Origin of the sequence: Chromobacterium sp. Panama (assembly GCF_003052555.1) — a bacterium.
Lineage (GTDB): Bacteria > Pseudomonadota > Gammaproteobacteria > Burkholderiales > Chromobacteriaceae > Chromobacterium.
Genome location: NZ_QARX01000001.1, coordinates 3268200 through 3294053, shown reverse-complemented (window position 1 = coordinate 3294053; position 25854 = coordinate 3268200). Strand labels below are relative to the sequence as shown.

The window sequence follows — 25854 nt, the reverse complement described above, 5'->3', positions numbered from 1 at the left end:
AAGATCGGTGCAGTCGCTGCGCTTCGTTTCCGTCGCTGCGTTGTCTGCTGAGGAGGCGAACTATACGTCAGCCCCCTAAACCCGTCAACACCTTTCGACACAAAAAAGCGCCCTATTGCATTAAGTCATTGAATTGCAATGAAAGCGCTGACGAGCACTGGCGCTCAGCCCTCTTCGCGCCGGCCGGAATCCCTTGGCAACGGGCTGACTTCCTGCAATCGCCGATAGTCGATATGGTCGTTTTCTTCCGCGTCGGTATAGATCAGGTCGGCAAAAGCGTGATTCCAGCGAATGTCCTGGTGCGAAAAGGTGTGACGCGCCACCATGGGCTGAATGGTGGTTTCATCGATGCCGTTGATGGACAGAATCAGTTGCGCGCGCGCAGCCGCCAACGATTCGGCGTCGCGACCATATAAGGGACTGCCCTCCTCCAGCTTGTGCACCAGCGTCCAGCCGAGCACGAACATAGGATGCTGGTCGCGCACCAGTTCCAAATCGTGAAGTTTGCGGAAGCTCACGCCCTCGGCGCTGACCTCATGCTGCAGCAGCCGCAAGCGGGCGCTGGCGTCGATGATCACATTATTTCTGGCATTGGCCGCGCGCAGCATCAACGCGGGCTTGCCGTCCAGCAAGCGCACCACCGGACTATGGGTAAACACGATGCGCGCCCTGGGCCGCGAAAAGCGGGCGAAGGTGACGCCGGTGATCAGCGCGATGCTCATCATGCCGATGAAGATTTCCAGCATCGAGACCCAATGGGCGTACAGGCTTTGCGGATGCATATCGCCGTAGCCGACGGTGGCCAGCGTTTCCACGCTGAAGAAGAAGGCGCCGAGGAAGCCCGGCGGATATTGATTGGCGATGCCGCCGGCCCGCGCCTGGTAGAGCCCGGCGAACAATAGATTCAGCGCGATGAAGGCGGCGGCGATGAATAGATAGAAGCGCGGCCAGCTGATGGTCATGCAGAAATGGTAGAGGTCTTGCAGCGAGTGGCGAGGAACGCTGTGAAGGTAGATGCTGCGGCCCCCTACTTCTACGCGCCGAGCCGGCTTGTTACCGGGGGAAGTCATGAATGGCCAGCCCGTCCTTGAGGTGGGAATGGCTGATTGTGTGAAGATCGAGAACCGGCGCCAATAAACCCGAAGGCCATCGACGCCCTGGTCACCCTCCACCGTTGCCGCTGGAGCCGTTTCTAGCCCAGCGACAACAGCGACACCACCCGGTAACGGCTGACGCCGATCAGGGCCGGCACCAACTCATAGAAGTTGCGATAGCCGTCCGGCTGATTCAGACGCGCGTTGAAATCGGACACGAACTGGCTGGCCCAGCTTTGCTCGTTCATATGCGACAGCTGTTCGATGGAGTGCTGCGCCTCGGCGATCGCGCTATTGATCGCCGCGCGGGTTTGCTGCAGCTGACCGATGGAGCGCACCACGCTTTGCAGCGCCTGGCGCACCTGGGCGTGGTCGCCCACTTTCCAGCGCTCGGGCTGAAACGCTTCGGCCTCCGGCTGCAGCTTGAGCCGCTGCGGAATGCCGCCGGGAAAACGAATACCGCCGCCGCGCACGGTCATGCGCTCGCTGAGCGCGCCCCATTGCGATTCCGGCACGCTGAACGCCAGTTGTCCGTCTTCATTCATTTCCGCGCGCACGCCGCTGGCGGCGAGACCGCGATTAAAGCGGCGCAGGAGATCCTCTTCTTCGGACGCTCCGCCCACTTGCACCGACGCCGGCGCCGCGCCGGATTCCCCGGTGGAGAACACCAGGGTTTCCGCCTGGCCGCCGGACAGGGCGGCCAGATCCAGGCCTTTGACGGTGAAGCCCTGGCGCGCGTCGGCGGCCAGATGGAAGCGCAGCTGGCCGTCCAGGCTGCCGCCGCTGGCGGTCTGGCGCTTGCGCCACTGCTCATTGAATTGCTCGAGCTGGCGCTGCAAATCGCCCTGATTCAACTGGCGTTGGGTCAGTTCGCGACTGAGTCCGGATTTGACGCCTTCCAGTTGACCCCGCAAACCGTCGACGAAGGACAGCGCCTGCTGCGCCGAGGTCAGTTGCTCGTTGAGTTGGGCGCTGTAGCGCCAGCCCGAGGCCGGCGCGCCGCGCACTTGCGCGGCCGGCTGCGCCTGCGGCGCCGGCGCGCGCTCGATCACGCTGGCGGCGGCGACCGCGCCGGCGTCCTTGCCCCAGCGCTTGCCGCTTTGTTTGACGTTGACGGAGGAAATCGGGGTGTTCATGCCGCGCTCGATCAAATCACGTCAAACAGGGACAGCTGACTGACGCGGCCGTACGCTTTTTGGCTGGCCTGCAGCGCCATGGTGTAGCCGTTCATCTGAATGAAGGCGTCGGCGTAGTCCAGGCTGCCCAATTTGGTCATGGTCTGCTTATTGGAAAGGCTGACGTTGTCGTGATTGAGGGCCAGCGTTTTCATGATGTTCTGCGTGCCGCCCAGTTGGGCGATCTTGCTGGAGATGCCTTCCAGCGCCTTGTCGCTGGCGTTCATCGCGCTGCGGATGTCGGCGGCGACGGTCGGATCCTTATTGTCCAGCGCCGGGTCTTCCAGCCGGCCTATGGTTTTGTCCAGCTGATTGAGGATGTCGGCCATGTTTTCCAGGGTGACGTTGGAAGCCTGGGTAATGCCGTCGCCCACCACCACTTGCTGCTTGTCGGTATTGCCGGTGAAGCTGTAGCGGCTGCCCGCCGGCTGAGCGGCGTCGTAAGCGAGGGCGGCCACCGCCGGCTTGGAGCCGGAGAACATGTAGCGGCCTTCGGCGTCCTTGGTGTTGGCCGAGTAGAACAGGCTTTCGCGCAAGCTGCGCAGCGGCGTCGCCATCGCCTTGAGATCGTCCACCGGCGGGTTGTTGGCGGCCGCGGTCAGCAAGTCCTTGGCGTCGCGGATGTCCAGGCTGATGCTGTCCAGGATGGATTCGTTCTTGGACAAGGCGGAGCTGAGCGCGCCGATGTTTTGCTGGTACTGGTCCAGCGCGGCTTCTTCGCGCTGCAAGCGCAACAGGCGCACGCTGGCGATGGGGTCGTCCGACGGCGCCAGCAGCCGGTCGCCGCTGGACATGCGTTGCAGCAACTCGGCCAGCGCGGAGTTGCTGGTCTGCATCGCCAATTGCATGGTGGACAGGTATTGATTGCTGGAAACGCGCATGCTGTCTTCCTTACAAGATGGACAAGGTGCTTTCGAACAGCTGGTTCGCCACGCTGATCACCTTCATATTGGCCTGGTACATTTTCTGGAACTCCAGCAGGTCCATCGCTTCTTCGTCGCGATTGACGCCGCTTGTGTTGTGCCAGCTCTTTTCCGCTTCGGCGCGAATCACCTTGGCGCTTTCCAAGCCGGATTTGTTCTGCTTGCTGCTGACCGCCAGCTTGCCCACCATTTGCGAGTAGGCGTCGCCTATGGTGACGGCGCCGACGCCGGGCATGGTGATTTTCTGCTGCTGCAGGCCGATCACCGCCAGCAGATTGCTATTGTCGCCAGGCTTGGCCGGATCGCCGGAGAAGCCCAGCTCGGCGGAGGTGATGCCGCTGGTTTTCAGGATGCCGTTGACGCCGGAGGCGTCGTAGACGAACAGCGGCTTGCCCGGCTGGCCGTTGCTGTCGTAGCCCAGCGCCAATTGATCGTTGACGCGCTTCGCCATTTCGCTGGCCAGGGTTTTCACCTGCGCGCGCATCGGGCGCACGGTCTGGATTTCGTATTGATTGAGCCCGCCCAGCTGGCCGCCCAGACCGTCGCCGGCCAGGGTGTATTTGTCCTTGGAGAAGTTCAGCGTCAGCACCTGGCTGCCGTCCGGCTGGCTGGTATTGCTCAGCGTGGCCGCCTGGGTGTCCGCCACCAGCGGCAGGCCGGTCTTGAGGCTGACGTTCTTGCTGCCGTCCGGCTGCGACACCACGCGCACTTCCACCAGGGCGGACAGCGAATCGATCTGACGGTCGCGCTCGTCTTCCAGGCCGGAGGTATTGGTGCCGATGGCCTTGCCGGCCGAGATCTTGGCGTTGAGGTCGGCGATATTGGACACCGAGCTGTTGATCTGGGTGACGGTGGCGGAGCGCTGCTCGGCGATGGCGCTCAGTTGGGAGCCGAACACCTTGTCCAGGTTGTTGAAGCGCTGCGCCAGCGCTTCGGCGCTGCGGATCACCGGATCGCGCATCGCGTCGCCGGACAGGCTGGCGGCGCTGAGCGCCTGGAAGAACTGATCGAAACCGGCGGACAGGCTGCTGCCGTCGCGGCCCATCACTTGCTCCAACTGGCCGAAGTAGGGATTCTGCGCCACCAGTTCGCCCTGGCTGGACGCCGCCTGCCACAGCTGCAGGTTTTTGAAGTCGTCGTTGAAGCGGCGCACCGCGTTGACCACCACGCCGGAACCGGAGCTGTACGGGTCGCCGCTGCCGGGCATCAGCGCGGTCAGCACCACGCCCTGGCGCGAGTAGCCGGGGGTCATCTGGTTGGCGATGTTCTGGCTGACGGCGTTCAGCGCGGCCTGGGAGGCGACGGCGCCGGTCAGCGCGTTGTCTATCATGCGCATGGCGGTTCTTACCTTTTATTCAGCGGCAGCAGCGGCGGCGCGAAAGCGGCCAGACCCTGCGCGTCCGGCAGCGAGCCGGGGTTCTGTTTATCGCTTGCGACCGGCGCCCCGCCGTTCTTAAGGTGAATATTGCCACCCTCTTCCGGCAGCAGCTGGCGCAGGATGGCGTTGGCCACGCCGAACACCCGCTGCTTGGCCAGTTGGTCCGCCACCGCACCGTCGGCGAAATCCATCATGTCGCCGTTGATGGAGTTGGCGAAGATGCTGTCCTCGCCGGCGATTTCGCGCGTGGTCTTGCGGATCTGCTTGAACATCTCGCGGACGAACTGGGCTTCGAACTGCTCCGCCGCGGCGCCGGCCTTGCGGCGGTATTCCGGCGAGGCCGGCTGCACCGCCGGCTCGTCCTTGGCGTCGGCCGGCATCGCCAGCGCGGCTTGTATCTGTTTGCTTTCCATCAGATCACCACCAGTTCGCCGTCGATCGCGCCGGCCTGATCCAGCGCCTGCAATATCGCCATGATGTCGTCCGGCGTGGCGCCGGTGCTGTTCACGGTGTCGATGATGGCGCGCAGGCTGGCGCCGGCCGGCCACTGGAACATGCGGCCGGAACCCTGGTCCACGTTGACGGTGGAATTGGGCACCGTGGTGGTCTGGCCGTTGCTGAACGGCCCGGGCTGGCTGACGCTGGGGTTTTCCGAGATCACCACGCGCAGGCTGCCGTGGGACACCGCCGCCGGGCGCACGGTGACGCCCTGGCTGATCACCACGGTGCCGGTGCGCGAGTTGAACACCACGCGCGGCACTTCGCTGCCCACGCCGACATTGACCCGCTCCAGCCGCGCGACGAAGGCGACGCGCTCGGTGGGGTCCAGCGGCGCGCGCACCTGGATGGTGGTGGCGTTGCGGGTGCTGGCCACGCGGCCGAAGCTGGCGTTGATGGCCTTGACGATATTGGTGGCGGTTTCGAAATTGGGCCGGCGCAGGCTGAGACGCACGCTGTCGCCCTCTTCGAAATCGCTGGGAATTTCGCGTTCGATGGACGCGCCGTTGGGCACGCGGCCGGAGGTGGGCGTGTTGACGGTGACGCTGGAACCGCTCTTGCCCTGGGCGGACACGCCGCCCACCACCACATTGCCCTGGGCCAAGGCGTAGATTTCGCCGTTGGCCGCCTTCAGCTGGGTCAGCAACAAGGTGCCGCCGCGCAGGCTCTTGGCGTCGCCCAGCGAGGACACCGTGACGTCTATGGTCTGGCCGCGGCCGTAACCCGGCGGCAAGCTGGCGCTGACCATCACCGCCGCCACGTTCTTGACCTTGGTGTCGGTGCGTTCCGGCATTTTCAGGCCGAACTGCTTGAGCATATTGGCCACCGACTGGCCGGAGAATTTAACCTGGGAGTTGTCGCCGGTGCCGTCCAGGCCCACCACGATGCCGTAGCCGATCAACTGGTTTTCGCGGATGCCCTCCACCGTCACCAGATTGCGCAAGGGCTGCGCCGTCGCCAGCGCCGCCGCCAGCAGCAGCGTCCATCCCGTTATTTGCTTGATAAAACCGTGCATGATCCGCCCTGAATGATTCTGTGATTGCGTCTGCCCGCCCCAAGGGCCGCATACGCGAACGGCGGACGCCCGTCAGCGCCCGCCTGTTGTCCCGCCCGGACTCCCCGCCGCTCCGCCGCTCAGAACGGCATCAGCGGGCTGGCGAAGAACTTCATCAGCCAGCCGGGTTCGTTGGCGTCCGACAAGGCCCCGCGGCCGGAGTAGCCGATGCGGGCGTTGGCGATGCGCAGCGAGGACACGCGGTTGTCGGTGTCGATGTCTTCCACCCGCACATAGCCGGCCAGGCGCAGGAATTCCTCGCCCTGGTTCAGCACCAGCTGTTTTTCGCCCTTCACTTCCAGCAGGCCGTTGCCCAGCACCTTGTGCACCACCACGGTCAGCGCGCCGGACAGCATGTTCTGCTGGGTGGAGGTGGAGGAGCCGTTGAAGTCCCGGCCCGCGTCCACGCCCACTTGCGCACGGAAGGTGGTATTGCCCAACAAGGACGGCGCGATGTTGGCGCCGGATTTCTTGCCGAAGCTGGTGCCGGCCTTCTTGCTGGCCTGAGTGGTTTCTTCCAGCACCACGGTCAGCACATCGCCGGGGCGGAAGGCGCGGCTGTCCGAAGTCAGCGATTGCGCGCCGGCGACGGTGAACACGCCGCCGCCCTTGCCGCGCTGCGGCTGCTGCAGCAATTCCGGCAAGGCGAATTCCTGCGTGGTCTGCGGCGGAATCGGCTGCGCGCAGCCGGCCAGCAGCAGCGCCAGCGCGCTCAGGGCCAGCAGCTTCATCGGGCCGACTGCGCCAGGTACTGCATCATATTGTCGGCGGCGCTCAGCACCTTGGTGTTCATCTCATAGGTGCGCTGCGCGGCGATCATGTCCACCATTTCCTCCACCACCTGGACGTTGGAGCCCTCCAGCGCGCCCTGCTTGAGCTTGCCCAGGGAGCCGGAGCCCGGCGCGTCGGTGGTGGCATCGCCGCTGGCGGCGGTTTTCTGGAACAGATTGTCGCCCAGCGCCAGCAGGCCGGCCGGGTTGACGAAGCTGGCCAGTTCGATCTGACCGGCGGTTTCCAGCGTGCTGCCGCTGCCGCGGGTGTAGCTGACGGTGCCGGTTTCGCTGATGGTCACCGAAGAGGCGTCGGCCGGAATGGTGATGGACGGCTCCAGCGGCAGGCCCTGCGGGGTGACGATGGCGCCCTGGTCGTTGCGCTGCAGCTGGCCGGCGCGGGTGTAGCCGGTTTCGCCGTTGCTCATTTTCACTTGCAAAAAGCCCTGGCCGACGATGGCCAGATCCAAGGACTGATTGGTGGTGGTCAGCGTGCCCGAGGTGAACACTTTCTGGGTGCCCACCAAGCGGGTGCCGTTGCCCAGCTGCACGCCCAGCGGCGCGGTGTTGTCCTGGTCGGTCTTGCCGCCCGGCTGGCGGTCCACTTGGTAGAACAGGTCTTCGAACACCATGCGGTCGCGCTTGAAGCCGACGGTGTTGACGTTGGCGAGGTTGTTGGCGATGGCGGTCAGGCGCGCGTCCTGCGCCTGGATGCCGGTCTTGCTCACCCACATTGCTGGATTCATGTTTCGATTCCCCGATGGTTTGCGCCGTCGGCCTTGGCCGCGGCGCTGTTATTGGAAGGCCGGATCAGGCGCGCACCAGGCGGTTGCCCGCCTCCACCATGTCGCTGGCGGAGTTGAACAAGCGCATCTGCATTTCAAAGTTGCGGTTCAGCGTCATGGTGGCCACCATTTCCTCCACCGCCGACACATTGCTGCGCTCCAGGTGCTCGCCCTGCACCTTGACGGTGTCGTCGGCGGCCAGCACGCCGCCCTGACGGCTGATCACCAGGCCGTTGGGATCCTTGGCGATGTCCTGCGGCAGCGGTTTGACCAGCTTGAGCTTGTCTATCGGCTGCATTTCGCTTTCGCCGGCGGCCAGCACCGAGATCACGCCGTCGCTGCCGACGTGCAGCTTGACGTAGTCCGGCGGCAAGGTGATCTGGCCGCCGTCGCCCAGCACCGGATGGCCGTTGACGCTCAACTTGCCGTCCACGTCCGCCACCATCGCGCCGGCCCGGGTATAGGCCTCGTTGCCGTCCGGCCCCTGCACCGCGAAAAAGCCCTCGCCCTTCACCGCCACGTCCAGGTCGCGGCCGGTTTCCACCACCGCGCCGCTGCGCACGTCCACCGCGTTGGCGCCGTTCTGGCTCAGGTGGCGCGCGTCGTAGCCGTAGCCGGGCACGGTCTGGCTGGTGCTGACGCCGATGTCGGCGCGAAAGCCGCCGGTTTCGGCGTTGGCGATGTTGTTGGCGTGAATCTGCTGCGCCTTGAGCATGCGGTCGGCGCCGCTCATCGCGGTGTAGATCAGTGCGTCCATTTATCCTTGCCCCGCCTTAGACCGCCTGCATCAGCGCCTGGATGGTCTGGTTCTCGGTGGAAATCACCTTGGTGTTAGCCTGGTAATTGCGCTGCGCGGTCATCAGGTCCACCAGTTCGGAGGTCATGTCCACATTGGACTGTTCCAGGGTGAAGGCCAGCAGATTGCCGGACAGGCCGGCGCCCGGACGCGAGTAGACCGCGGTGCCGGAGCCGGCGGTTTCCACCCAGCTGGTCTGCGAAGTGGCTTGCAGCGCGGATTCATTGGGGAAGTTGGCGATGGCCAAGGTCCCCACCACTTGCTTCTGGCCGTTGCTGTAGGCCGCCACCACGTCGCCGTTGTCGTTCAGGCTGGTGCCGGTCATCGAGCCGGACGGGTAACCGTTGCTGGCGTTCAGGGTCTGGCTGCTTTCGCCGGCGAACTGAGTGGTGCCGGTGTAGTCCAGCTTCACCGCCAGCGGGGACGCGCCGGCGGGGGTGCCCAGGTTCAGCGCCACCGGCGCGGTGGGGCTGGTCAGCTTGCCGTCGGTGTCGAAATTCAGGGTGGCGGTGGTGGGCAGGTCGACGCCGTCCAGCGTGTAGTGCACGGTGACGGCGCTGGGACCGGTCTTGCAGAAGTACTGGGTCAGGTTGAGCTTATTGCCCAGGGAATCGTAAACCGTGGACACCGCCGAGCTGTTGAAGGTGTTCTGCGCCTTGTCGAACGGCACGGTCTGCACGCTCCAGCCCGCCGACATATTGCCGACGTATTGCAGCTTGTCGCTGGCCTTGGCCGGGATGTTGCCGTTGGGGATCTTGATGTCGCCGAAGGCGCCCAGCGCATTGCCGTCCGCCTTGCCGTAGCCTTGCACGCGGCGGTTGAAGCCGTCCACCAGGTAGCCGTCCTTGTCCGCGTTGAAGATGCCGACGCGCGAATAGGCCATGCCGCCGTTCAGATCGCGGCTGACGAAGAAACCGCGGCCGTCGATGGCGGCGTCCAGCGGACGACCGGTGCGCACGGTATTGCCGTTGCGCGCCATGTTCTGACTGTGGCCGACCACTTCCACCCCCATCGGCTGCGCGCCGGCGTAGGCGGCGGAAAAACTGGTGCGGCTGGACTTGAAGCCGTAAGTGCCGGTGTTGGCGATGTTGTTACTGATATTGCCCAGTTGGTTGTTGACGGCGTTAATGCCGGACAAAGCAATGTCGAAACTCATGGTCGCTCCAAAGTTCGTAGGTGTCTTGAATCGGCGCTTCAGGCCTGGGTCTTGCCCAGCAGGCGGGTAATGGCGGAAGCGGGGAATTCGCCCAGGCCGGCCAGCGTCAGCGTAGGCTCGCCGCCGTTGATGGGCAGGCGCACGCCGGATACGGTGGCCTGCATTTCCAGCCCGGCCTTGGATTTGGACGCGGTGCGCACTTCCAGCTTGTAATCGCCTTCCACCAGGCCGTGCTTGCTAGGGTCCACGTTGAAATCGAACTCGCCGGCCGGGCGCTTGCCCAGATCGATCACGGTTTGCTGGCCGCCGGAGTCGGTCAGCACCAGGGACACCTGCTGCTCTTCGCCGGACAGGGTCACGCGGCCGGACAAGGGGTCCTTGCCGCTCAGATGCGCCTGGTCGGCCTGCACCAGCACTTGGCGTCCCACTTGCGAACCCAGCGACACGCCCTGCAGTTCGCGCAGCATCAAAGCGTTGCCCTGCAACTGCTTGAGCATGTCGGCGGAGCTCTTCATCTGGCTCATCTGCGCCAGCTGGCTGACGAACTGCGAGGCGTCGGTGGGGTCCAGCGGGTTCTGGTTCTGGATCTGAGCCAGCAACAGCTTCATGAACATATCGTCCATGCCCGGGTTTTGTCCGGCGGCCGGCGCCACTGCAGGATTGGCGCCGTTGGAGGCGGCGGACGGGCTCTGCTGCCCGTTTTGCGCGGCGTTCACGCTCATGCGTTGTCTCCCAGTTTCAGCAGGTCCTGCTGCATGCCCTTGACCCGGGCCAGCACTTCCACATTGGTCTGGAACGCGCGCGAGGCCGACAGCATGTCGGTCATCTCCTCCACCGCGTTCACATTGGAATAGAAAACATTGCCCTCGGCGTCGGCCAGCGGATTGCCCGGCTCGTGCGCCTTGCGCACCGGCTCCTGGTTCTGCACCACGTCCAGCACGCCCACGCTGGCGCCGCGCCAGCCGTCGAAGCCGTCGCCGCCCCGGTACTGGGTGGCGAACACCGGCTTGCGGGAGCGGTAGGCCGCCTGTTCGCTGCCGGCGGCGGTGTCGGCGTTGGCCAGATTGCTGGCCACAGTGTTGAGACGCACCGTCTGCGCCGTCATGGCGGAGCCGGCAATGCGGGAAATATCGCGGAAGGACATGGCTTACTGACCTGCTATCACTTTGGCCAGCCCGCGGAACTTCATGTTCAGGAAGGCGAGGCTGGTCTGGAATTCGGAAACGTTCTGCGCGAACTCGGCCTGCTCCACGCCCAGCTCCACGGTGTTGCCGTCGCGCGCCGGATGGTTGGGCAGCCGGTATTGCAATTCGCCGGACGGCGAATCCAGCGGAAACGCGGCGTCGTCCGCCGAAGCGGCCAAAGCCGTTTTGAAATCGATGTCCCGCGCCTGATAACCGGGCGTGTTCTCGTTGGCGATGTTGGACGCCAGAATACGGGTGCGCTCCGCCCTCAACTGCAAGGCAGCCGGGTGGACGCTCAATGCTTTATCAAGGTGCAAACCCATTGCCTAGACCCATGCGGTTCTCTACCATATTTAAACATCGGCTATCTAATTCACATTAAATGGCCGGTCGATTGAAAAGCGATACTAATAACCGCACCCCCTCACGTATACGGGATAATTACCAAGTCATCTGTAATGGGAATTTTCACATCCTCTCGGCATCAAACCGCGCCGCTATTGGCTGCGCTGCTCATTCTGCCCTGCGTTCCGGCGCTGGCGGCCCCCTATCCGGCCGCCGCCGCGGTGGAACAGACCGCGCGTTCTCTGCTGCTGCAAAAACTGGAAAAAGCCGGTCTGGCGGCGGCCCGCGTCAACCTCAAGGCCTTGCCGCCGCGCGGCTTCAACGCCCCGCCCTGCCCGGAGCCGGTGCGCGTCGCCGCGCTGGACGAGCGCTCCCCCAGCCGCATGCGGCTGCAAGCCCGCTGCGACGCCGCCGGCTGGGACGCTGAATTCATCGTCCGCGCCGAAATCAGCGCCCGCGTGGCGGTGGCGGCGCGCGACATTCCGGCGCGCAGCCTGCTGGACGCCGGCGACATCGAATGGCAGGAACGCCCGGTGCTGGACCCGGCCGACATGGTGGGCGCCAAGACCAAGCTGGAAGGCCTGAGCAACCGCACCGCGCTGCGCCAGGGCCAGCCACTGCGGCTCAAGGCGCTGGAGGCCAGCCTGCTGGTCAAGCGCGGCGAGGAAGTGCGCATCGTCGCGCGCAATAGCGGCATCGAAGTTGTCGCCGCCGGCGAGGCGTTGGGCAACGGCCGCCAAGGCGAAATCATCCGCGTGCGCAACAGCGCCACCGGCAAGGTGATACGCGCCCGCGCCAGCCTGCCGGGCGAGGTCAATCCGGTGGACTAAGAACCTGTTCAAGGTCTGCTGCGCGTCGTGAAATGTGACACGGTGAGTGCAGCTTCGAAATGCTCATGTACCCCTTGTACATTCCGCTTTCTCAGCGGTTTTCGCCTTGTCTCGCCCTAGCTCGCGAGACTTTGAACAGGCTCTAAGCAAATGAAAAGCCCCCGTTTGGGGGCTTTTGCTTGCGCGGGCAAGGCCGCCAGGAACAAGCGGTTTACGATCTCGCCGGAATCGTCAGCCCGCGCTGCACCGCTGGCCGCGCCAAGAAGGCGTCCAAGGCGCGCGTCACCTGCGGGAAGTCCGCAATCGACACCAGCTCGCCGGCCTCGTAAAAACCGATCAGATTGCGCACCCAGGGGAAGATGGCGATGTCGGCGATGCCGTACTCCTCCCCCATCACCCATTGGCGGCCAATCAGTCTTTGCTCCAGCACCGCCAGCAGGCGGCGCGATTCGTTCACATAACGATCGCGCGGACGTTTGTCCTCGTAGTCCTTGCCGGCGAATTTATGGAAGAAACCCACCTGACCGAACATCGGGCCGATGCCGCCCATCTGGAACATCAGCCACTGTATGGCCTCGTAGCGCGCGGCGGGATCGGCGGGCAGCAATTGGCCGCTCTTCTCCGCCAGATACAGCAGGATGGCGCCGGATTCGAACAAGGCCAGCGGCTTGCCGCCCGGGCCGGCCGGATCGAGAATGGCCGGAATCTTGTTATTGGGGTTCAGCGACAGGAATTCCGGCGATAGCTGATCGTTGCTGTCGAAGCTGACCAGGTGCGCTTCGTACGGCAGGCCGGTTTCTTCCAGCATGATGGACGCCTTGACCCCGTTGGGCGTGGTCAGCGAATACAGCTGAATGCGTTCCGGATATTTCGCAGGCCATTTGCGGGTGATGGGAAAGGCGGATAAATCGCTCATACGCGCTCCATTGAGTTTGGACGGGTGGGTTGCGCGCCCATGATAAGCCCGGCTTTTGCATTTGTCTTAAATCAGCAGCTCGTCAATGGCGAGATGTTATTGACGCAATAGCTGGATACACTGTTAATCCGTGCCTATGGTCAACGCCGCCCACCAATAAGCAATTCATTCAAAAATAAATTTCCCTTCTAAATCATGTGGAATGTATTAGTTTGAAATGAGGTTGGCGTGCTCCAATGGCACTCCTGGATGGCAATTACAATGGAGGCAGCCATGCCCTTTTTTTCCGGAAAACTCAAGGAGCAGCTCAACGAGCTGACCGGCCAACTGGACGGCCTGCGCGGCATGCTGTCCGCCATCGACCGTTCCATGGCGATGATACAATTCACTCCCGACGGCATCGTCACCAACGTCAATGAAAACTTCCTGCGCACCATGGGCTACCGGCGCGAAGAAGTCATTGGCAAGCATCACCGCATCCTCTGCGATAAAAACCATGTTTCCAGCGCCGCCTACGCCGAGTTCTGGCAAAAGCTGAAACGCGGCGAGCCGGTCAACGGCCGCTTCAGCCGCTACGCCAAGAACGGCGAGGAAATCTGGCTGGAGGCCAGCTACACCCCGGTGCTGTCCAGCGACGGTCAGGTGTGCGGCGTGGTCAAAGTGGCGTCCGACATCTCCGACCAAGTGCATCAGGAACAGAACGACCAGGCCATCCGCCTGGCGATCAGCCGCTCCATGGCCCAGATCGAGTTTGATCTGGACGGCAATATCCAGGACGCCAACGAAAATTTCCTCAACACCTTCGGCTATACCTTGGCCGAAATCCGCGGCAAGCATCACCGCATGCTCTGCGACGCCGACTACGCCGCCAGCCCGGACTACGCGGAGTTCTGGCGCCAGCTGCGCCAGGGCAAGTTTTTCCAGGGCCAGTTCAAGCGCCTGAGCAAAAACGGGCAGATCATCTGGCTGGAAGCCACGTACAACCCGGTCTACGACCTCAACGGCAAGCCGGTGCGGGTGGTCAAGTTCGCCCAGGACATCAGCCGCCGGGTGCAGCAACTGCAGGCCCAGGCGGAGAACGCCCAGTCCGCGGTGGAAGTCTCGGTCAATACCGAGCAACTGTCGGTCAAGGGCAGCGCGGTGCTGGAACAAGCCGCCAGCGAAATCACCAAGGTGGCGTCCAGCGTGGAAAGCTCCTCCATCATCATCACCAAGCTGGGCGACAGCTCCGGTCAGATCGGCACCATCATCAGCACCATCAGCGAGATTGCGGACCAGACCAATCTCCTGGCCTTGAACGCAGCGATCGAGGCGGCGCGCGCCGGCGAGATGGGCCGCGGCTTCGCCGTGGTGGCGGACGAGGTGCGCAAGCTGGCCGAGCGCACCAGTCAATCCACCGGCGAGATCTCCGGCATCGTGCGCAGCATCCAGGAAGACTCCAAATCCGCCATCACCTCCATGCAACAGGTGCGCGGCCTGGCCGACACCAGCTTGCAGCTGTCCGAACAGGCGCGCGACTCCATCGCCGAGATCCGCGCCGGCGCCAAGGAGGTGGTGCAAGTGGTGCGCGACGTGTCGGAGCTGCTGCAGCAGCGCGCCTGAGCCTGGAAGGCAGGCTCGGAAAGCCTTGATCCAAATCATGTCCGCGTCCGCCAGGACGCGGCGATACTGAGGCGCCCACACCTTATCCCGAGCCCGCGATGAAACACCCCCACCCCGCGGCGATGCTGGCCCAGGCGCCGCATCGCGCCGCCTTTCTGCCCGGCATGCTGTTCGCCATCCTGCTGCTGGCCGCCTGGAGCGCCGAGTTGGCCAGCCGCCTGCTCGGCGTCCACGTCGCGCTGGCGGTGCCCTCCTCGCTGGCCCACGGCTTCCTGATGCTGTTCGGCTTCTTCCCGCTGTTCATGACCGGCTTTCTGTTCACCGCCGGCCCGCGCTGGCTGGGCGTGGAGCCGCCCGGCCGTCTTATCTTCGTCGGCGTGCCGGCGCTGATGGTGGGCGGGCTGCTGCTGTGGCTGGCCGGGCTGTGGCTGGGCATCTCCTGGACGCTGATCGGCCACGCGCTGTACACCCTGGGCTTCAGCGGCCTCACACTGACTTTCGCCTGCCTGCTGCTGGCCAGCCCGCAAGCGGACCGCCGCCACGCCTGCGCGGTGCTGGCCGCGCTGTTCTGCGGCGCGCTGGCGCTGCTGGCCGGCGCTTACTGGCTGATCTTCCAAGACGGCCAGGCCTGGCTGTGGATGCGCAATCTGGCCTTGTGGGGCTTTCTGCTGCCGGTGTTTCTGACCGTCTGCCATCGCATGCTGCCCTTCTTCTCCGCCAACGCGCTGCCGGAGTACCAGCCCTGGCGGCCGGGCTGGCTGCTGGCCGCGCTGCTGGCCGGCTCCTTGGGTCATGGCCTGCTGGACGGCTTCGGCCTGCCCGCTTGGCCGCTGGACGCGGCGATGGCCGCGCTGCTGGCTTACGTCAGCTGGCGCTGGCGGCTGGTCGCTGCGTTGCGGGTCCGGCTGCTGGGCATGCTGCACCTGGCTTTCGCCTGGCTGCCGGTCGGCTTCGGGCTATACGCGCTCAATGGCTGGCTGGCTTCGCCTCGCCTGGCGCTGGCGGCGCTGCACGCGGTCACCGTCGGCTTTTTCCTGACCATGATGATCGCCTTCGTGTCGCGGGTGACGCTGGGCCACTCCGGCCAGCCGCTGCAGGCCAGCCCCGGCTTGTGGCGGCTCTACCTGGCCGCGCACTGGCTGGCGCTGACCCGGGTGGCCACCGAAATGCTGCCCGGCGTCTGGTCCGGCTGGTTGTACGGCGCGGCGGCCCTGGGTTGGCTATTGACGCTGGCGGCCTGGGGCCGCGCCTTCATGCCCAGCTACTGGCGGCGGCGCGCGGACGGCAAGCCGGGCTGAGAACCTGTTCACGGTCCGCGGGCCGGCCTTGAGCCCTGCGCTCAAGCTTGCCCGCGCCGGCGCAGATAATCGGGCACTTCCTCGGCCGGCATCGGCCAGCCCAGCAGATAGCCCTGCACATAGTCCACGCCCAGCCGCAGCATCAATTGCAAATCCGCCTCTTCGCCTATGCCTTCGGCCACCACCTGGATATTGCGGTCCTTGGCCAGCCGGATGGTGGATTCCAGAATCTCCCGCGCCACGCTGTCGTCAGCGGCCCCGGCCACCAGTGAACGGTCTATCTTGATCGCGCTCACCGGCAGTTCGCGCAGATACTCCAGGCCGCTGTAGCCGCAGCCCACATCGTCCAAGGACACGCGGAAACCGGCCATGCGCAGCCGTATCACGTTTTCCAGCGCCTGATAGATGTTTTTCAGCCGCTGGGTTTCGGTCAGTTCCAGCGTCAACAGGGCCGGCGCCATGCCCAGTTCCTCCGCCGCCTCGGCCAGGCTGGACGGCAAATCCGGGTTGCAGAACTGGCTGGCGGTGAGATTGATCGAGACCCTCAGGCCGGACAGCGCCACTTGTCCGCTCCAACGGCGATAGTCCTCCACCGCCGCGCGGAAAATGACGAAGAACAAGTCTTCGTCCAGGCCGTAATGCTCCAGACCGGGCAAGAACGCCGAGGGCTCCAGCACACCCCGCTCCGGGTGACGCCAGCGCGCCAGCGCCTCCACCCCCGCCACCCTCAGCCGGGCGGAATCGGCCTGCGGCTGATACCAGGGCAGGATTTCGCCGCACCGCAATGCCCGCTCCAGCTCCTGACGGTCGAAATCCGAAGACGCGCCGTCCCATGCCGGCCTGCGCGCCACCGTTTCCCATAGCTTGCATAGCTGTTCCATGGACAAGGGCGTGTTCAGGCTGCCTATCACAGGCAGATTGTGAAACGCGGCCACGCGGTAAGCGCCCATCAGCATGTCCTTGGACAGCGAGCTGTTGAACACGATGGGCGGCACCGCCGGCAGGCCGGACAGATGCCGCAACAGCAGGATGCCGTCCATCCCCGGCATATTGAGGTCGCTGATCATCAAGTCGTAGCGATGTCGCTGCAAACGCTCGAGCGCGTCGGCGCCGTCGCGCGCCTCGTCGATGCGGTCGATGCCCACTTGGCGCAAAGCCTGGCTCAGCGCGCAACGCTGCAAATCGTGATCGTCCACGATCAAAACCCGCATCGGCGCCGGGCCGGGTTTGGCGGTTATCGGTTCCATGGCATGTTCTCTGTCCCTTTCAGAGCGCTATTTTCCTTAGCCGGCCCAAGTGTAAGGAATAGGAAGATGCTGAATTTGCCGGTGAATTTCCAGATATGGTTTTTTCCGCTCTTATCAAAATCGCATCAAACTTTGCCGCATGAGACCGCGTTTTTGTTCTATATCACCATTGGAGACCGCCAAGATGAAATCCCATTCCAATCAAGAAAATAGCGCGAAAAACGACGGCCACAGCCCGGATTGACCCAAATTGAATGAGCGCGTCCGGCGCCCGCGTCGTATACCGGCAACGTCAAGCAGGAGGCCCGGCAATGAGAAGCAATCTTCCCGTGGATGGCACCGAGGTGTTTTTGCTGCCCCACCGCCCCATCGTCACCAAGACCAACCTGAAAGGCCAGATCACTTACGCCAACCGCGCCTTCATCGATATCAGCGGTTTCAGCGAAGAAGAATTGATCGGGCAGCCGCACAATATCGTCCGCCATCCGGACATGCCTCAGGCCGCCTTCGACGACCTCTGGAGCACCATCAAGACCGGCCGCCCCTGGAAGGGCCTGGTCAAGAACCGCACCAAGCAAGGACATTTCTATTGGGTGGAGGCCTATGTCACGCCCATCTGCGAGGGCGGCCAGCCGGTGGGTTATATGTCGGTGCGCAGCGCCCCGTCCAAACAGCAGACCGCCGACGCCGAGCAGCTTTACGCCCGCGTCCGCGAACGGAGTCAGGCGTTTCCAGAAACCCGCCACGCCGCCCCGCCGACGACGGCCTCGCTGTTACTGTGCGCGCAATTGCCCGCCGCGGCGCTGATCCTGGCCGGCGCCGCCGCGGACGGCGCCTTGCGCCTGACGCTGCTGACGCTGGCGGCGGTCTGGGCCTTGGCGGCCTCCTATCTGGCCGGGCGTTGGCTGGCGCGGCCGATAGACGCGGCGCGGCGCGCGCTGATGCGGCTGGCCGAAGGCGATTTCAGCGCCCAGATTCCCCCCTCCGGCCCGCGCGAGCCGCGCGCGGTGCTGGAAGAGATGGAAACCCTGCGCATCCACCTGCGCGCCATCCTGGCCGACGTGGTCGCCGGCGCAGAGGACGTCAGCGAAGCCGCCACCGCCACCCACGCCGAAGCCGAATCGCTGAACGCCCGCGGCGAATCCACGCTGGAAGGCATCACCCGGGTGGCGGCCGCCTTGCAGCAGCTGTCGGTGTCGGTGAACGAGATTTCGCAATCCACCCGCACCGGGGCCGAGTTCGCCGACCAGGCCACCGAACTGGCCAGCCAGGGCGAGGCTCAGATGAGCGACACCCGCCAGGCGGCCCAGGCCGTGGTCAGCGAGGTGTCCTGCACCCGCGACATCATCATCAAGCTGGAGCAATCGGTGGAATCGATCAACACCGTCACCGGCGTGATCAAGGACATCGCCAACCAGACCAATCTATTGGCGCTGAACGCGGCGATAGAAGCCGCGCGCGCCGGCGAACAGGGCCGCGGCTTCGCCGTGGTGGCGGACGAAGTGCGCAAGCTGGCGGAACGCACCGCCGGCAACACGCTGGAGATAGAACAATCGGTGTCCTTCCTGCGCGAACGCTCGCAAGAAGCGCTGGAGGAAGTGAAGGCCGCGGTGAACAAGGTCCATACCGCCGAGGAAACCATACAAGCGGCGGCCGAGGGCCTGGAGGCAATCCGCAACGCCAACGAGAAAGTGGCGGAGTCCTCCTCCAGCGTGGCCAATATGCTGCAGCAGCAATCGTCCGCCTCCACCGAAGTGGCCCAGAGCATGGAAACCATGAGCACGCTGACCGAACAGAACAGCCACAGCATCGCCGCCACCCTGCAAGTGGCGCAGAAGCTGCACACCACCGCCAGCGATCTGCGCCGCCTGGTCAGCCAATTCGAAAAACATATGTGAGCGGCATCCATCCTGCGGCCGTATGGCATGTTTGCGAAAAATATTCATGCAAACGAGTTTTATTACACAAACTGTGAAAAATTACGGAACTACTTGATAACCATTCTTTCATAACCGTTATTCGTCGCGGCTCTACTGCACTGCACCATGACACCGGTCGCGACGAAGACGGCGCAGGCAGGCGGCGCATGCCGCCCGCCCGCGCTCCCGAAACCCTAATCGCAAGCCAAGCTTAAGGAGGTCGCCGTCCAATAACATCGCGCCCAACGCGACGCACCGCCGCTAGAGCGGCGTCGAGTCCGGCGCCGGAATCGCCCGGCCACGCGCCCGGCCTTCCATTCAGAGCCGTGAACATGATCTCGCCCAAGCCGCACGCGGCTCCCGGGCAAGGAATCAAGCGGTTCTCAGAGTCCGTTCACAGTCCGTCGAGCAAAGCGAGACAAGGCGAGGAGAGTTGAAGATGCGAATGCGCCTACGGCGCGCGAGCATTCTGAACACCCAGTCACCGCGTCCCGCCTTACAAACGCGGACAATTGAATAGGCTCTCAGATGCAGTGTCTCGTTCGGCGAGGCTCCTATGCAAACACAGGTCACTGATCTGACGACGTCGAGAGACGCCCAAGGTTAGGACAGGCTTTATCGGATTAAGGTATAGCCCAAAGTGACTTCCCGCATGCAGTCGGGATACGTTGCATAGTGCCAAAACTTAGACGCGGAGATAGCTTTTCTGCACTCTCTCTTCTGGTTTACGCCCCCATTGTGACAACTGTTTGTGGTTATAAAACAGCTAACGGGGAATACCTCAAAATGTCTTTTGCAAGCATCACCCTGCCTACCGCTCAGGCAAACGAAGTCAATCTGAAAGAAACCGTCGCCTCCTACATGAGCGACTCGCTGATCACCCTCAGCCGCGACATGAAAGTCAGCGAAGCGCGCGAGCACATGCTCAAACAGCTGCGCGACGAAGACATTCCCGCCCAGATTTTCGTCATCGACGGCAGCCGCTTCCTGCACGGTCAACTCTCGGTCAAGCGCCTGCTGACCGAAACCGACCTGACGCTGCCGGTTTCCGCACTGATGGGCCCCACCGCTTTTGTCGTCGAGCCTAACCAACAGCGCCGCGATATCGTGCCGGAGCTGATAGACAAGGGCGTGGACCTCGCGCCCGTGGTCAGCGGCGGCAAGCTGCTGGGCGCTCTGTACGAAAAGGAAATCGCCGCGTTGATCCGCGACGAAGGCACCGACGACGCGCAACGCCAGGGCGCCAGCCTGCCGCTGGAGACCTCCTACCTGGAAAGCTCCCCGTGGAGCTTGTGGAAAAAGCGCCTGCCCTGGCTGCTGCTGCTGTTCTTCGCAGAAGCCTACACCAGCACCATCCTGCAAGTGTTCGAAGAGCAGTTGGAAGCCGCCATCGCCTTGGCCTTCTTCATCCCGCTGCTGATCGGCACCGGCGGCAACAGCGGCACCCAGATCACCTCCACCCTGGTGCGCGCGATGGCGATGGGCGAAGTCAGCCTGCGCAATGTCGGCACGGTGCTGCGCAAAGAGGTGACCACTTCCTTCATGATTGCGCTGGCCATCGGCGTGGTGGCCTGGATACGGGCCTGGATGCTGGGCGTGGGCGACGAAGTGGCCTTGGTGGTGTGTCTGACCCTGATCGCCATCACCATCTGGAGCGCCATCGTGTCCTCCATCATCCCGATGCTGCTGAAGAAAATGCGCATCGACCCGGCCGTGGTGTCGGCGCCTTTCATCGCCACCTTCATCGACGGCACCGGTCTGGTGATTTACTTCAATATCGCCATGCTGGTGATTTCCGACCTGGCCTAAAGCCCGCTCAAGGTCTCGCGGACCTCCGCGAGACCGAACAGCATCGCGCAAACGACTCAAGTCCGGGGACAGCCTACGCCTGTCCCTGCCTCCGGCTTGATCGCAAGGCAGGGCGCGCCAAGCCCCATCAAAATCGAGCGGCCATGCCGGCGCCTGCCGGCGCGCCGCCACCGGCAATATTGCAAGGAGTTACCCGATGAAAAACCATACGGTAACGAATCATCAGGATGGCCTCAGCCCCGCCGCCGCTAGCTGCCACACGCTGCTTGGCAACTTGAGCAAGCAGACCGCGCCGAAGCTGAAATCGGACAAGGCGACCCGCCCGGCCGACGAGTGGCAATCCGCCAGCGTGCTTCTGGACCTCCCTCAAACCAATGCCGCCCTATTCCACACGCTGTTGATGGGCATGCTGGCGATGGATGACGCGCAGGCGCTGCAAACCGTGTATCCCTCCCTCAAATGCCTAGGGCCGCAGCCTTGCCCAAGTCCCGCAATGAGCTGTATCAGCCCCATCCAAACCGAACACCCCATGACAGCCGACCAAGACTACCCCTTGGGCTTTGCGGTGTGTGCCCATGACGGTCATGGAGCAGCCATCGCCTATGCCGCGCATGAAATGCGCGACATTCATGGCGGCATGCGCTTGAAATCGACTATCGCGCTGCCTGGAGCCCTTCCCTGTTCGCGGCTGCAAGGACACCTGGATCACTTTGCCGCTGAATTTGGCCATTGGCACGCGGCGGTGATGTCCGGCGGCAGCACCTGGGCGGGTTTGCTCTTATAAGCGCCGATTCACAACACAACCGACGCTGCCTTGCCCGACGCGCCGCGCCGCCTGCGCTGGCGCGTCGGCGCGCCTGGCCTTGGGGCAGCCCTCGCCGCGCAAGCCAAAAGCGAAAGAGGCCATGCGCGCGCACGGCGATAGACACTCCGCTTCCCGCCCCATGTTTTCACGAAACGCAAGCACCTTTGAACAGGCGCTAAGGCCAGTCCTCCTCCCTTGGTTTTTATCACATCATCGCCACATTGTTTTTGCCAAGAAGTCATGCTAATGTCCTGATAAATTTAAATAATCAAGACATACGCCGGCACCTCATTTCATCGCAACGCCACTTAGAACGGCCTCTTTCATGACCCATTCAAACCGTAAACGCTTCGCCGCCGCGCTGGCGCTGGCCGCGGCGCTGCCGCTGGCGGCCCACGCCGAAACCTTCGACCTGGGCGCCATTCTCAAGGACGGCATCAAGAAGGCGCTGCAAAAAGACCCCGCCGCGGACGGCGCCGCCGCCCCGATGGCTCCCGGCGTCTACGACGGCTCCGACAAACAGTTCGAGCGCACGCTGACCATCCGTCCCAACGGCAAGTTCGAACTGGAAGTCATGCAAAAAGGCAAACCCGGCCAACTGCGCTCCGGCTCCGGCAGCGGACAGTTGCAGGCCAACGGCGGACAGTGGCGCTATAGCGAAGGCATCTGCACGATGAACGTCCTGCCCCAGACCTCCGCGGTGCAAGTGCAGGTGGAGCGGTGCGCCAGCGCCTTCGGCGACGTGCCCTTCGACGGCGTTTATCGTCTGAGCAAAGCGGCCGGCGGCGCTCAGGCCGGCGGCGGCAAGAACAAGGCCTTGGCGGCGCAGCTGAACTGCCACAATCTCAACCTCAGCGAAAACGGCGTCGCCAAACTGCTGGCCGCCACCGCCGGCACCACGCCTAATCAGGTATGGGAACACGAGCTGGCCTTGCCGGGAGGCTATGACTACGGCGGCCTGCCTATCCGCTCCGTGCAGCTGTCCGAAGTGGACGGCGGTTTCCTGGCGCTGTTCGTGGACGGCGACGCCGCCGCCATCAAGAGCGCGATCAAGAAAGCCCAGCGCAAGAGCAGCAGCGCGGCGATGTTGAGCAAGGTGGGGGAAAGCTATCCCTTCCCGGGCAAACCCAACGGCCTGCCCTATGTGCAGTGCCGCAGCAAGGCGGTTCAAAACGGGCTGTATTGACGCTGGCCCCAAACGACAATGGCCCCGGCAAACGCCGGGGCCATTGCATTTAGTCGACCCGTTTAAAGCTCAACCGCAAGCGCCGACGTGGCCGCAGGCGGTGCAGAACTCGCAGCCGTCTTTCTTGATCAGCGCGTGGTTGCCGCATTCCGGGCAGGGTTTGCCCGGCACCTGTTTCAAGGCGGCGCTGGCTTCCGGGCTGAACAGATCGCTCTGCTCCGGCACCATCACCCCCATTTCCTCCAGCGGCACGCCTTCCTCGGTCAACACGCCCAGCATCGCGTAGCGGTGGATGATCAGCTGCGCCAGATAGGCGACGGTGGACGGCCAGCTCTGCGATTTTTCCACGCCGGGGATGCGGGCGAAGAAATCGCCCTGCGGCTCGGCGTAGCTCAGCAGCTTGCGCAGCTTGAGGCCGATCCAGGCCGGATCTATCACCCGCATGTCCAGGCTCAGCATCTTGCACAGGCCGTCCAGCTCGCGCGGGTAGGCGCCGGCCAGCCACATCGAATACGGCCGGCGCTGGCCGTTGGGCAGCACCAGTTCCTTGATGAAGAGCACGAAGTCGTCGCCGGTTTGCGGGTTGCTGACGTCCACCGACCAGCTCATGGTGCCGTCGGTGCCCGATTTGGGCTCCTTGCGCGCAAACAGCGCGTCCATCACCGGCGTCGGCTCGTTCTGGTCCGCCGGCAGCGCGCCCAGTTGCTCGACGCGATGACGCACCACCTGGCCCAAGGCCGCCGAGGCCGAGGTGGCGTAAACGGTGCGCTCGCCCAGATCGAACACATAGCGCTTGTCGCCGTTGGTGTGCGACAGCGCGTCCAGCTTGGCCGCCAGCCAACCGTGATCGCGGCAGCGCATGTCCATGGACAGAGTCTTGGCCACCGCGCCCAGGCCGCGCTGTTCTTCCGTGGCGTTGACCCAGCATTCGAACGGCGACACCCGGCCGTTCTCCACATGGCCCACCACCACGGCGAAATCGCCGGCGTCGCCTTCCACCATGAAGGTCCACGACGGGTTGCCTTCCTTCAGCTTGGGCCGGTTCGGCCATTTCAGGCTGGACAGCGCCGGCGTCGGCGCGGTGTTGAGCACCACGCGGCGGTCCGGGTCGCCGTCGCCGCTGCCGGACAGGTCCTGCGGCGTGGCGGCGCTGGGCTTGGCCGGCTCCACCGACAGCACCGAACCCAGCACATTATTGGGCCGGTAGGTGGTGATGCCCTTCAGGCCGGCGCGCCAGGCTTCCAGGTAGAGGCTTTCGAAATCGTCGAAGGGGTAATCGCCGGGCACGTTCACCGTCTTGGAAATGGCGGTGTCGATATAGGGCGCCACTGCCGCCACCATGCGCATATGGTCCAGCGCGCTCATTTCCAGCGCGGAAACGAAGTAGTCCGGCAAGGCGTTGGTGTCGCCGCCCTGCATCCGGTAAACGCGGTAGGCGTGGTCTTCCACCAGGTATTCCTGCTGGCTGCCGTCGGCCATGCGCTTCTTGCGGGTATAGAACCAGGAGAACGGCGGCTCGATGCCGTTGGAGGCGTTGTCGGCGAAGGCCAGCGAAATGGTGCCGGTGGGCGCGATGGACAACAGGTGCGAGTTGCGGATGCCGTGCTTGCGGATGCGCGCCTTGATCGCCTCCGGCAGCCGGCTAGCGCAATGCGGCGCGGCCAGGTAGGCGTCGGCGTCGAACAGCGGGAAGCCGCCCTTCTCGATGGCGAGATCCACCGAGGCGTCGTAGGCGGCGTCGCGCATCGCCTCGGAAATGCGGCTGGCGAAGCGGCGGCCCTCCTCGCTGTCATAGCGTATTTTCAGCATGATCAGCGCGTCGCCCAGGCCGGTGAAGCCCAGACCGACGCGGCGCTTGGCCTGCGCCTCGCGTTGCTGCTCTTCCAGCGGCCACACCGTCAGGTCCAGCACATTGTCCAGCATGCGCACCGACATGCGCACCACTTTCTCGAAGCTCTTGAAGTCGAAGCTGGGCTTGTCGCCAAAGGGCTGACGCACGTGGCGGCACAGATTGATGGAGCCCAGATCGCAGCAGCCGTAATCCGGCAGCGGCTGCTCGCCGCAGGGGTTGGTGGACTCGATCACCTCGCAGTAGGACAGATTGTTGTCCTGATTGATGCGGGTCATGAACAGCACGCCCGGCTCCGCGTGGTCGTAGGTGGAGGCCATGATCTGCCGCCACAGCTCGCGCGCCGGCACCGCGCGGTAGACCCACAGGCCGTCCGCGCGCTGATAACTGTCGGGGAAAGCGTTGGACGACGGCTCCACCGCGTGGGTCAGCTCCCAGGCGGCGTCCGCCTCCACCGCGCGCATGAAGTCGTCGGAGACGCCCACCGAGATATTGAAATTGCGCAGATCGCCCTGGTCCTTGGCGTGGATGAAGTCCTCCACGTCCGGGTGGGAAATGTCCAGCACCCCCATCTGCGCGCCGCGGCGCGCGCCGGCGGACTCCACCGTTTCGCAGCTGCGGTCGAACACCCGCATATAGGACACCGGGCCGGACGCGCGGCTATTGGTGCCCTTGACCCGCGCGCCCTTGGGACGGATGCGCGAGAAGTTGTAGCCGACGCCGCCGCCGCGGCGCATGGTTTCCGCCGCCTGCAGCAAGGCCTCGTAAATGCCCACCTTGCCGTTTTCGGTTTCGGACACCGAATCGCCCACCGGCTGCACAAAGCAATTGATCAAGGTGGCGCGCAGATCGGTGCCGGCGGCGGAATTGATGCGGCCGCCGGGAATGAAGCCGTTTTCCAGCGCCTGATAGAACAACGGCTCGAAACGAGCCGGCTCGCTTTCCAGCGCCGCCAGCGCCTTGGCCACGCGCAGGCGCACTTCGCTCACGCTGTGTTCGCCGTTCTTGGCGTATTTTTCCAACAGCACCTCGCGGGAGATGTCCTGCTCGGTCATGGCGGCGATGTTTTCCTGCTTCATGGTTCCCGGTTCCTCTTGAATTGCGGCCTGCGGCGGCCAGGGCGGCCCCCTTCCAGCATGCAATGGACCGCGTGGGCCGCAAAAGGTTTCAACACGTCCGATACGCAATATCTGGAAAAGAAAAACGGCGTATTACACTATATGTAGTTACGCCGT

General features: G+C 64.0%; 23 protein-coding genes and 1 riboswitch. Of the genes, 7 read left to right on the top strand and 16 right to left on the bottom strand.

Annotated features, from left to right (window positions below; genetic code table 11):
* Window positions 1-164 precede the first annotated feature (164 nt).
* The 13 genes from DB032_RS14860 to flgB all read right to left on the bottom strand — a co-directional run bounded on the left by DB032_RS14860 (window position 165) and on the right by flgB (window position 11136).
* Window positions 165-1070: an ion channel gene (locus DB032_RS14860; protein WP_107800164.1), complete on the bottom strand. Its 906-nt coding sequence runs from the start codon at window positions 1068-1070 to the stop codon at window positions 165-167.
* A gap of 122 nt (window positions 1071-1192) precedes the next feature.
* On the bottom strand, window positions 1193-2230 hold the full coding sequence (locus DB032_RS14855; RefSeq protein WP_146176691.1) for a hypothetical protein: 1038 nt from the start codon (window positions 2228-2230) through the stop codon (window positions 1193-1195).
* 11 nt (window positions 2231-2241) lie between these two features.
* Entirely contained in the window at window positions 2242-3150 is a 909-nt protein-coding gene (gene flgL / locus DB032_RS14850) for a flagellar hook-associated protein FlgL (RefSeq protein ID WP_107732399.1), read from the bottom strand.
* A gap of 10 nt (window positions 3151-3160) precedes the next feature.
* Window positions 3161-4528 (bottom strand): flagellar hook-associated protein FlgK, encoded by a 1368-nt coding sequence (gene flgK, locus DB032_RS14845; RefSeq protein WP_107800162.1) that lies wholly within the window; start codon window positions 4526-4528, stop codon window positions 3161-3163.
* 8 nt (window positions 4529-4536) lie between these two features.
* On the bottom strand, window positions 4537-4983 hold the full coding sequence (locus DB032_RS14840; RefSeq protein WP_107800161.1) for a flagellar biosynthesis protein FlgJ: 447 nt from the start codon (window positions 4981-4983) through the stop codon (window positions 4537-4539).
* Window positions 4983-6083, bottom strand: coding sequence for a flagellar basal body P-ring protein FlgI (locus DB032_RS14835; protein ID WP_107800160.1), 1101 nt, complete (start codon window positions 6081-6083; stop codon window positions 4983-4985). Before DB032_RS14835 ends, DB032_RS14840 begins: the two co-directional genes overlap by 1 nt.
* Window positions 6084-6202: 119 nt before the next feature.
* Window positions 6203-6853 (bottom strand): flagellar basal body L-ring protein FlgH, encoded by a 651-nt coding sequence (flgH, locus tag DB032_RS14830; protein ID WP_048415603.1) that lies wholly within the window; start codon window positions 6851-6853, stop codon window positions 6203-6205.
* Entirely contained in the window at window positions 6850-7638 is a 789-nt protein-coding gene (flgG, locus tag DB032_RS14825) for a flagellar basal-body rod protein FlgG (RefSeq protein WP_082159140.1), read from the bottom strand. Before flgG ends, flgH begins: the two co-directional genes overlap by 4 nt.
* Before the next feature lie 64 nt (window positions 7639-7702).
* Window positions 7703-8434, bottom strand: coding sequence for a flagellar basal body rod protein FlgF (locus tag DB032_RS14820; RefSeq protein WP_107800159.1), 732 nt, complete (start codon window positions 8432-8434; stop codon window positions 7703-7705).
* 16 nt (window positions 8435-8450) lie between these two features.
* Window positions 8451-9629: a flagellar hook protein FlgE gene (locus DB032_RS14815; protein WP_107800158.1), complete on the bottom strand. Its 1179-nt coding sequence runs from the start codon at window positions 9627-9629 to the stop codon at window positions 8451-8453.
* A gap of 38 nt (window positions 9630-9667) precedes the next feature.
* Window positions 9668-10351, bottom strand: a complete 684-nt coding sequence (locus tag DB032_RS14810) for a flagellar hook capping FlgD N-terminal domain-containing protein (RefSeq protein WP_107800157.1) — start codon at window positions 10349-10351, stop codon at window positions 9668-9670.
* Window positions 10348-10773, bottom strand: coding sequence for a flagellar basal body rod protein FlgC (flgC, locus tag DB032_RS14805; protein WP_107800156.1), 426 nt, complete (start codon window positions 10771-10773; stop codon window positions 10348-10350). Before flgC ends, DB032_RS14810 begins: the two co-directional genes overlap by 4 nt.
* A 3-nt stretch (window positions 10774-10776) precedes the next feature.
* On the bottom strand, window positions 10777-11136 hold the full coding sequence (flgB, locus tag DB032_RS14800) for a flagellar basal body rod protein FlgB (RefSeq protein WP_039755772.1): 360 nt from the start codon (window positions 11134-11136) through the stop codon (window positions 10777-10779).
* Window positions 11137-11271: 135 nt separating this feature from the next.
* On the opposite strand from flgB, the gene flgA reads away from it, so the two are divergent.
* Entirely contained in the window at window positions 11272-11988 is a 717-nt protein-coding gene (gene flgA / locus DB032_RS14795) for a flagellar basal body P-ring formation chaperone FlgA (RefSeq protein ID WP_107800155.1), read from the top strand.
* A 211-nt stretch (window positions 11989-12199) separates the two neighbouring features.
* On the opposite strand, the gene DB032_RS14790 is transcribed toward flgA, so the two are convergent.
* Complete coding sequence (locus tag DB032_RS14790) at window positions 12200-12904, bottom strand: glutathione S-transferase N-terminal domain-containing protein (RefSeq protein ID WP_107800154.1); 705 nt, start codon at window positions 12902-12904, stop codon at window positions 12200-12202.
* Window positions 12905-13177: 273 nt separating this feature from the next.
* Between DB032_RS14790 and DB032_RS14785 the strand changes: the two genes are divergently transcribed.
* Both DB032_RS14785 and DB032_RS14780 read left to right on the top strand, forming a co-directional pair.
* Window positions 13178-14506 (top strand): PAS domain-containing methyl-accepting chemotaxis protein, encoded by a 1329-nt coding sequence (locus DB032_RS14785; RefSeq protein ID WP_107801910.1) that lies wholly within the window; start codon window positions 13178-13180, stop codon window positions 14504-14506.
* 98 nt (window positions 14507-14604) lie between these two features.
* Window positions 14605-15804, top strand: coding sequence for an NnrS family protein (locus DB032_RS14780; RefSeq protein ID WP_107800153.1), 1200 nt, complete (start codon window positions 14605-14607; stop codon window positions 15802-15804).
* A gap of 41 nt (window positions 15805-15845) precedes the next feature.
* Here DB032_RS14780 and DB032_RS14775 read toward each other — a convergent pair whose 3' ends face one another.
* The gene (locus DB032_RS14775) at window positions 15846-17051 is read right to left on the bottom strand and encodes an EAL domain-containing protein (protein ID WP_107800152.1); all 1206 of its coding nucleotides are present in this window, start codon (window positions 17049-17051) and stop codon (window positions 15846-15848) included.
* 311 nt (window positions 17052-17362) lie between these two features.
* On the opposite strand from DB032_RS14775, the gene DB032_RS14770 reads away from it, so the two are divergent.
* The 4 genes from DB032_RS14770 to DB032_RS14755 all read left to right on the top strand — a co-directional run bounded on the left by DB032_RS14770 (window position 17363) and on the right by DB032_RS14755 (window position 22770).
* Window positions 17363-18949, top strand: coding sequence for a PAS domain-containing methyl-accepting chemotaxis protein (locus tag DB032_RS14770; protein WP_158274315.1), 1587 nt, complete (start codon window positions 17363-17365; stop codon window positions 18947-18949).
* A 551-nt stretch (window positions 18950-19500) separates the two neighbouring features.
* Window positions 19501-19674: riboswitch (M-box (ykoK) riboswitch) on the top strand.
* 82 nt (window positions 19675-19756) lie between these two features.
* A complete protein-coding gene (locus tag DB032_RS14765; RefSeq protein WP_107800150.1) occupies window positions 19757-20779 on the top strand; it encodes a magnesium transporter in 1023 nt (340 codons plus the stop codon).
* A 196-nt stretch (window positions 20780-20975) separates the two neighbouring features.
* A complete protein-coding gene (locus DB032_RS14760) occupies window positions 20976-21563 on the top strand; it encodes a hypothetical protein (RefSeq protein ID WP_107800149.1) in 588 nt (195 codons plus the stop codon).
* A gap of 346 nt (window positions 21564-21909) precedes the next feature.
* The gene (locus DB032_RS14755) at window positions 21910-22770 is read left to right on the top strand and encodes a hypothetical protein (RefSeq protein ID WP_107800148.1); all 861 of its coding nucleotides are present in this window, start codon (window positions 21910-21912) and stop codon (window positions 22768-22770) included.
* A 69-nt stretch (window positions 22771-22839) separates the two neighbouring features.
* Here DB032_RS14755 and DB032_RS14750 read toward each other — a convergent pair whose 3' ends face one another.
* Complete coding sequence (locus tag DB032_RS14750; protein ID WP_107800147.1) at window positions 22840-25698, bottom strand: adenosylcobalamin-dependent ribonucleoside-diphosphate reductase; 2859 nt, start codon at window positions 25696-25698, stop codon at window positions 22840-22842.
* Between the last annotated feature and the right edge of the window lie 156 nt (window positions 25699-25854).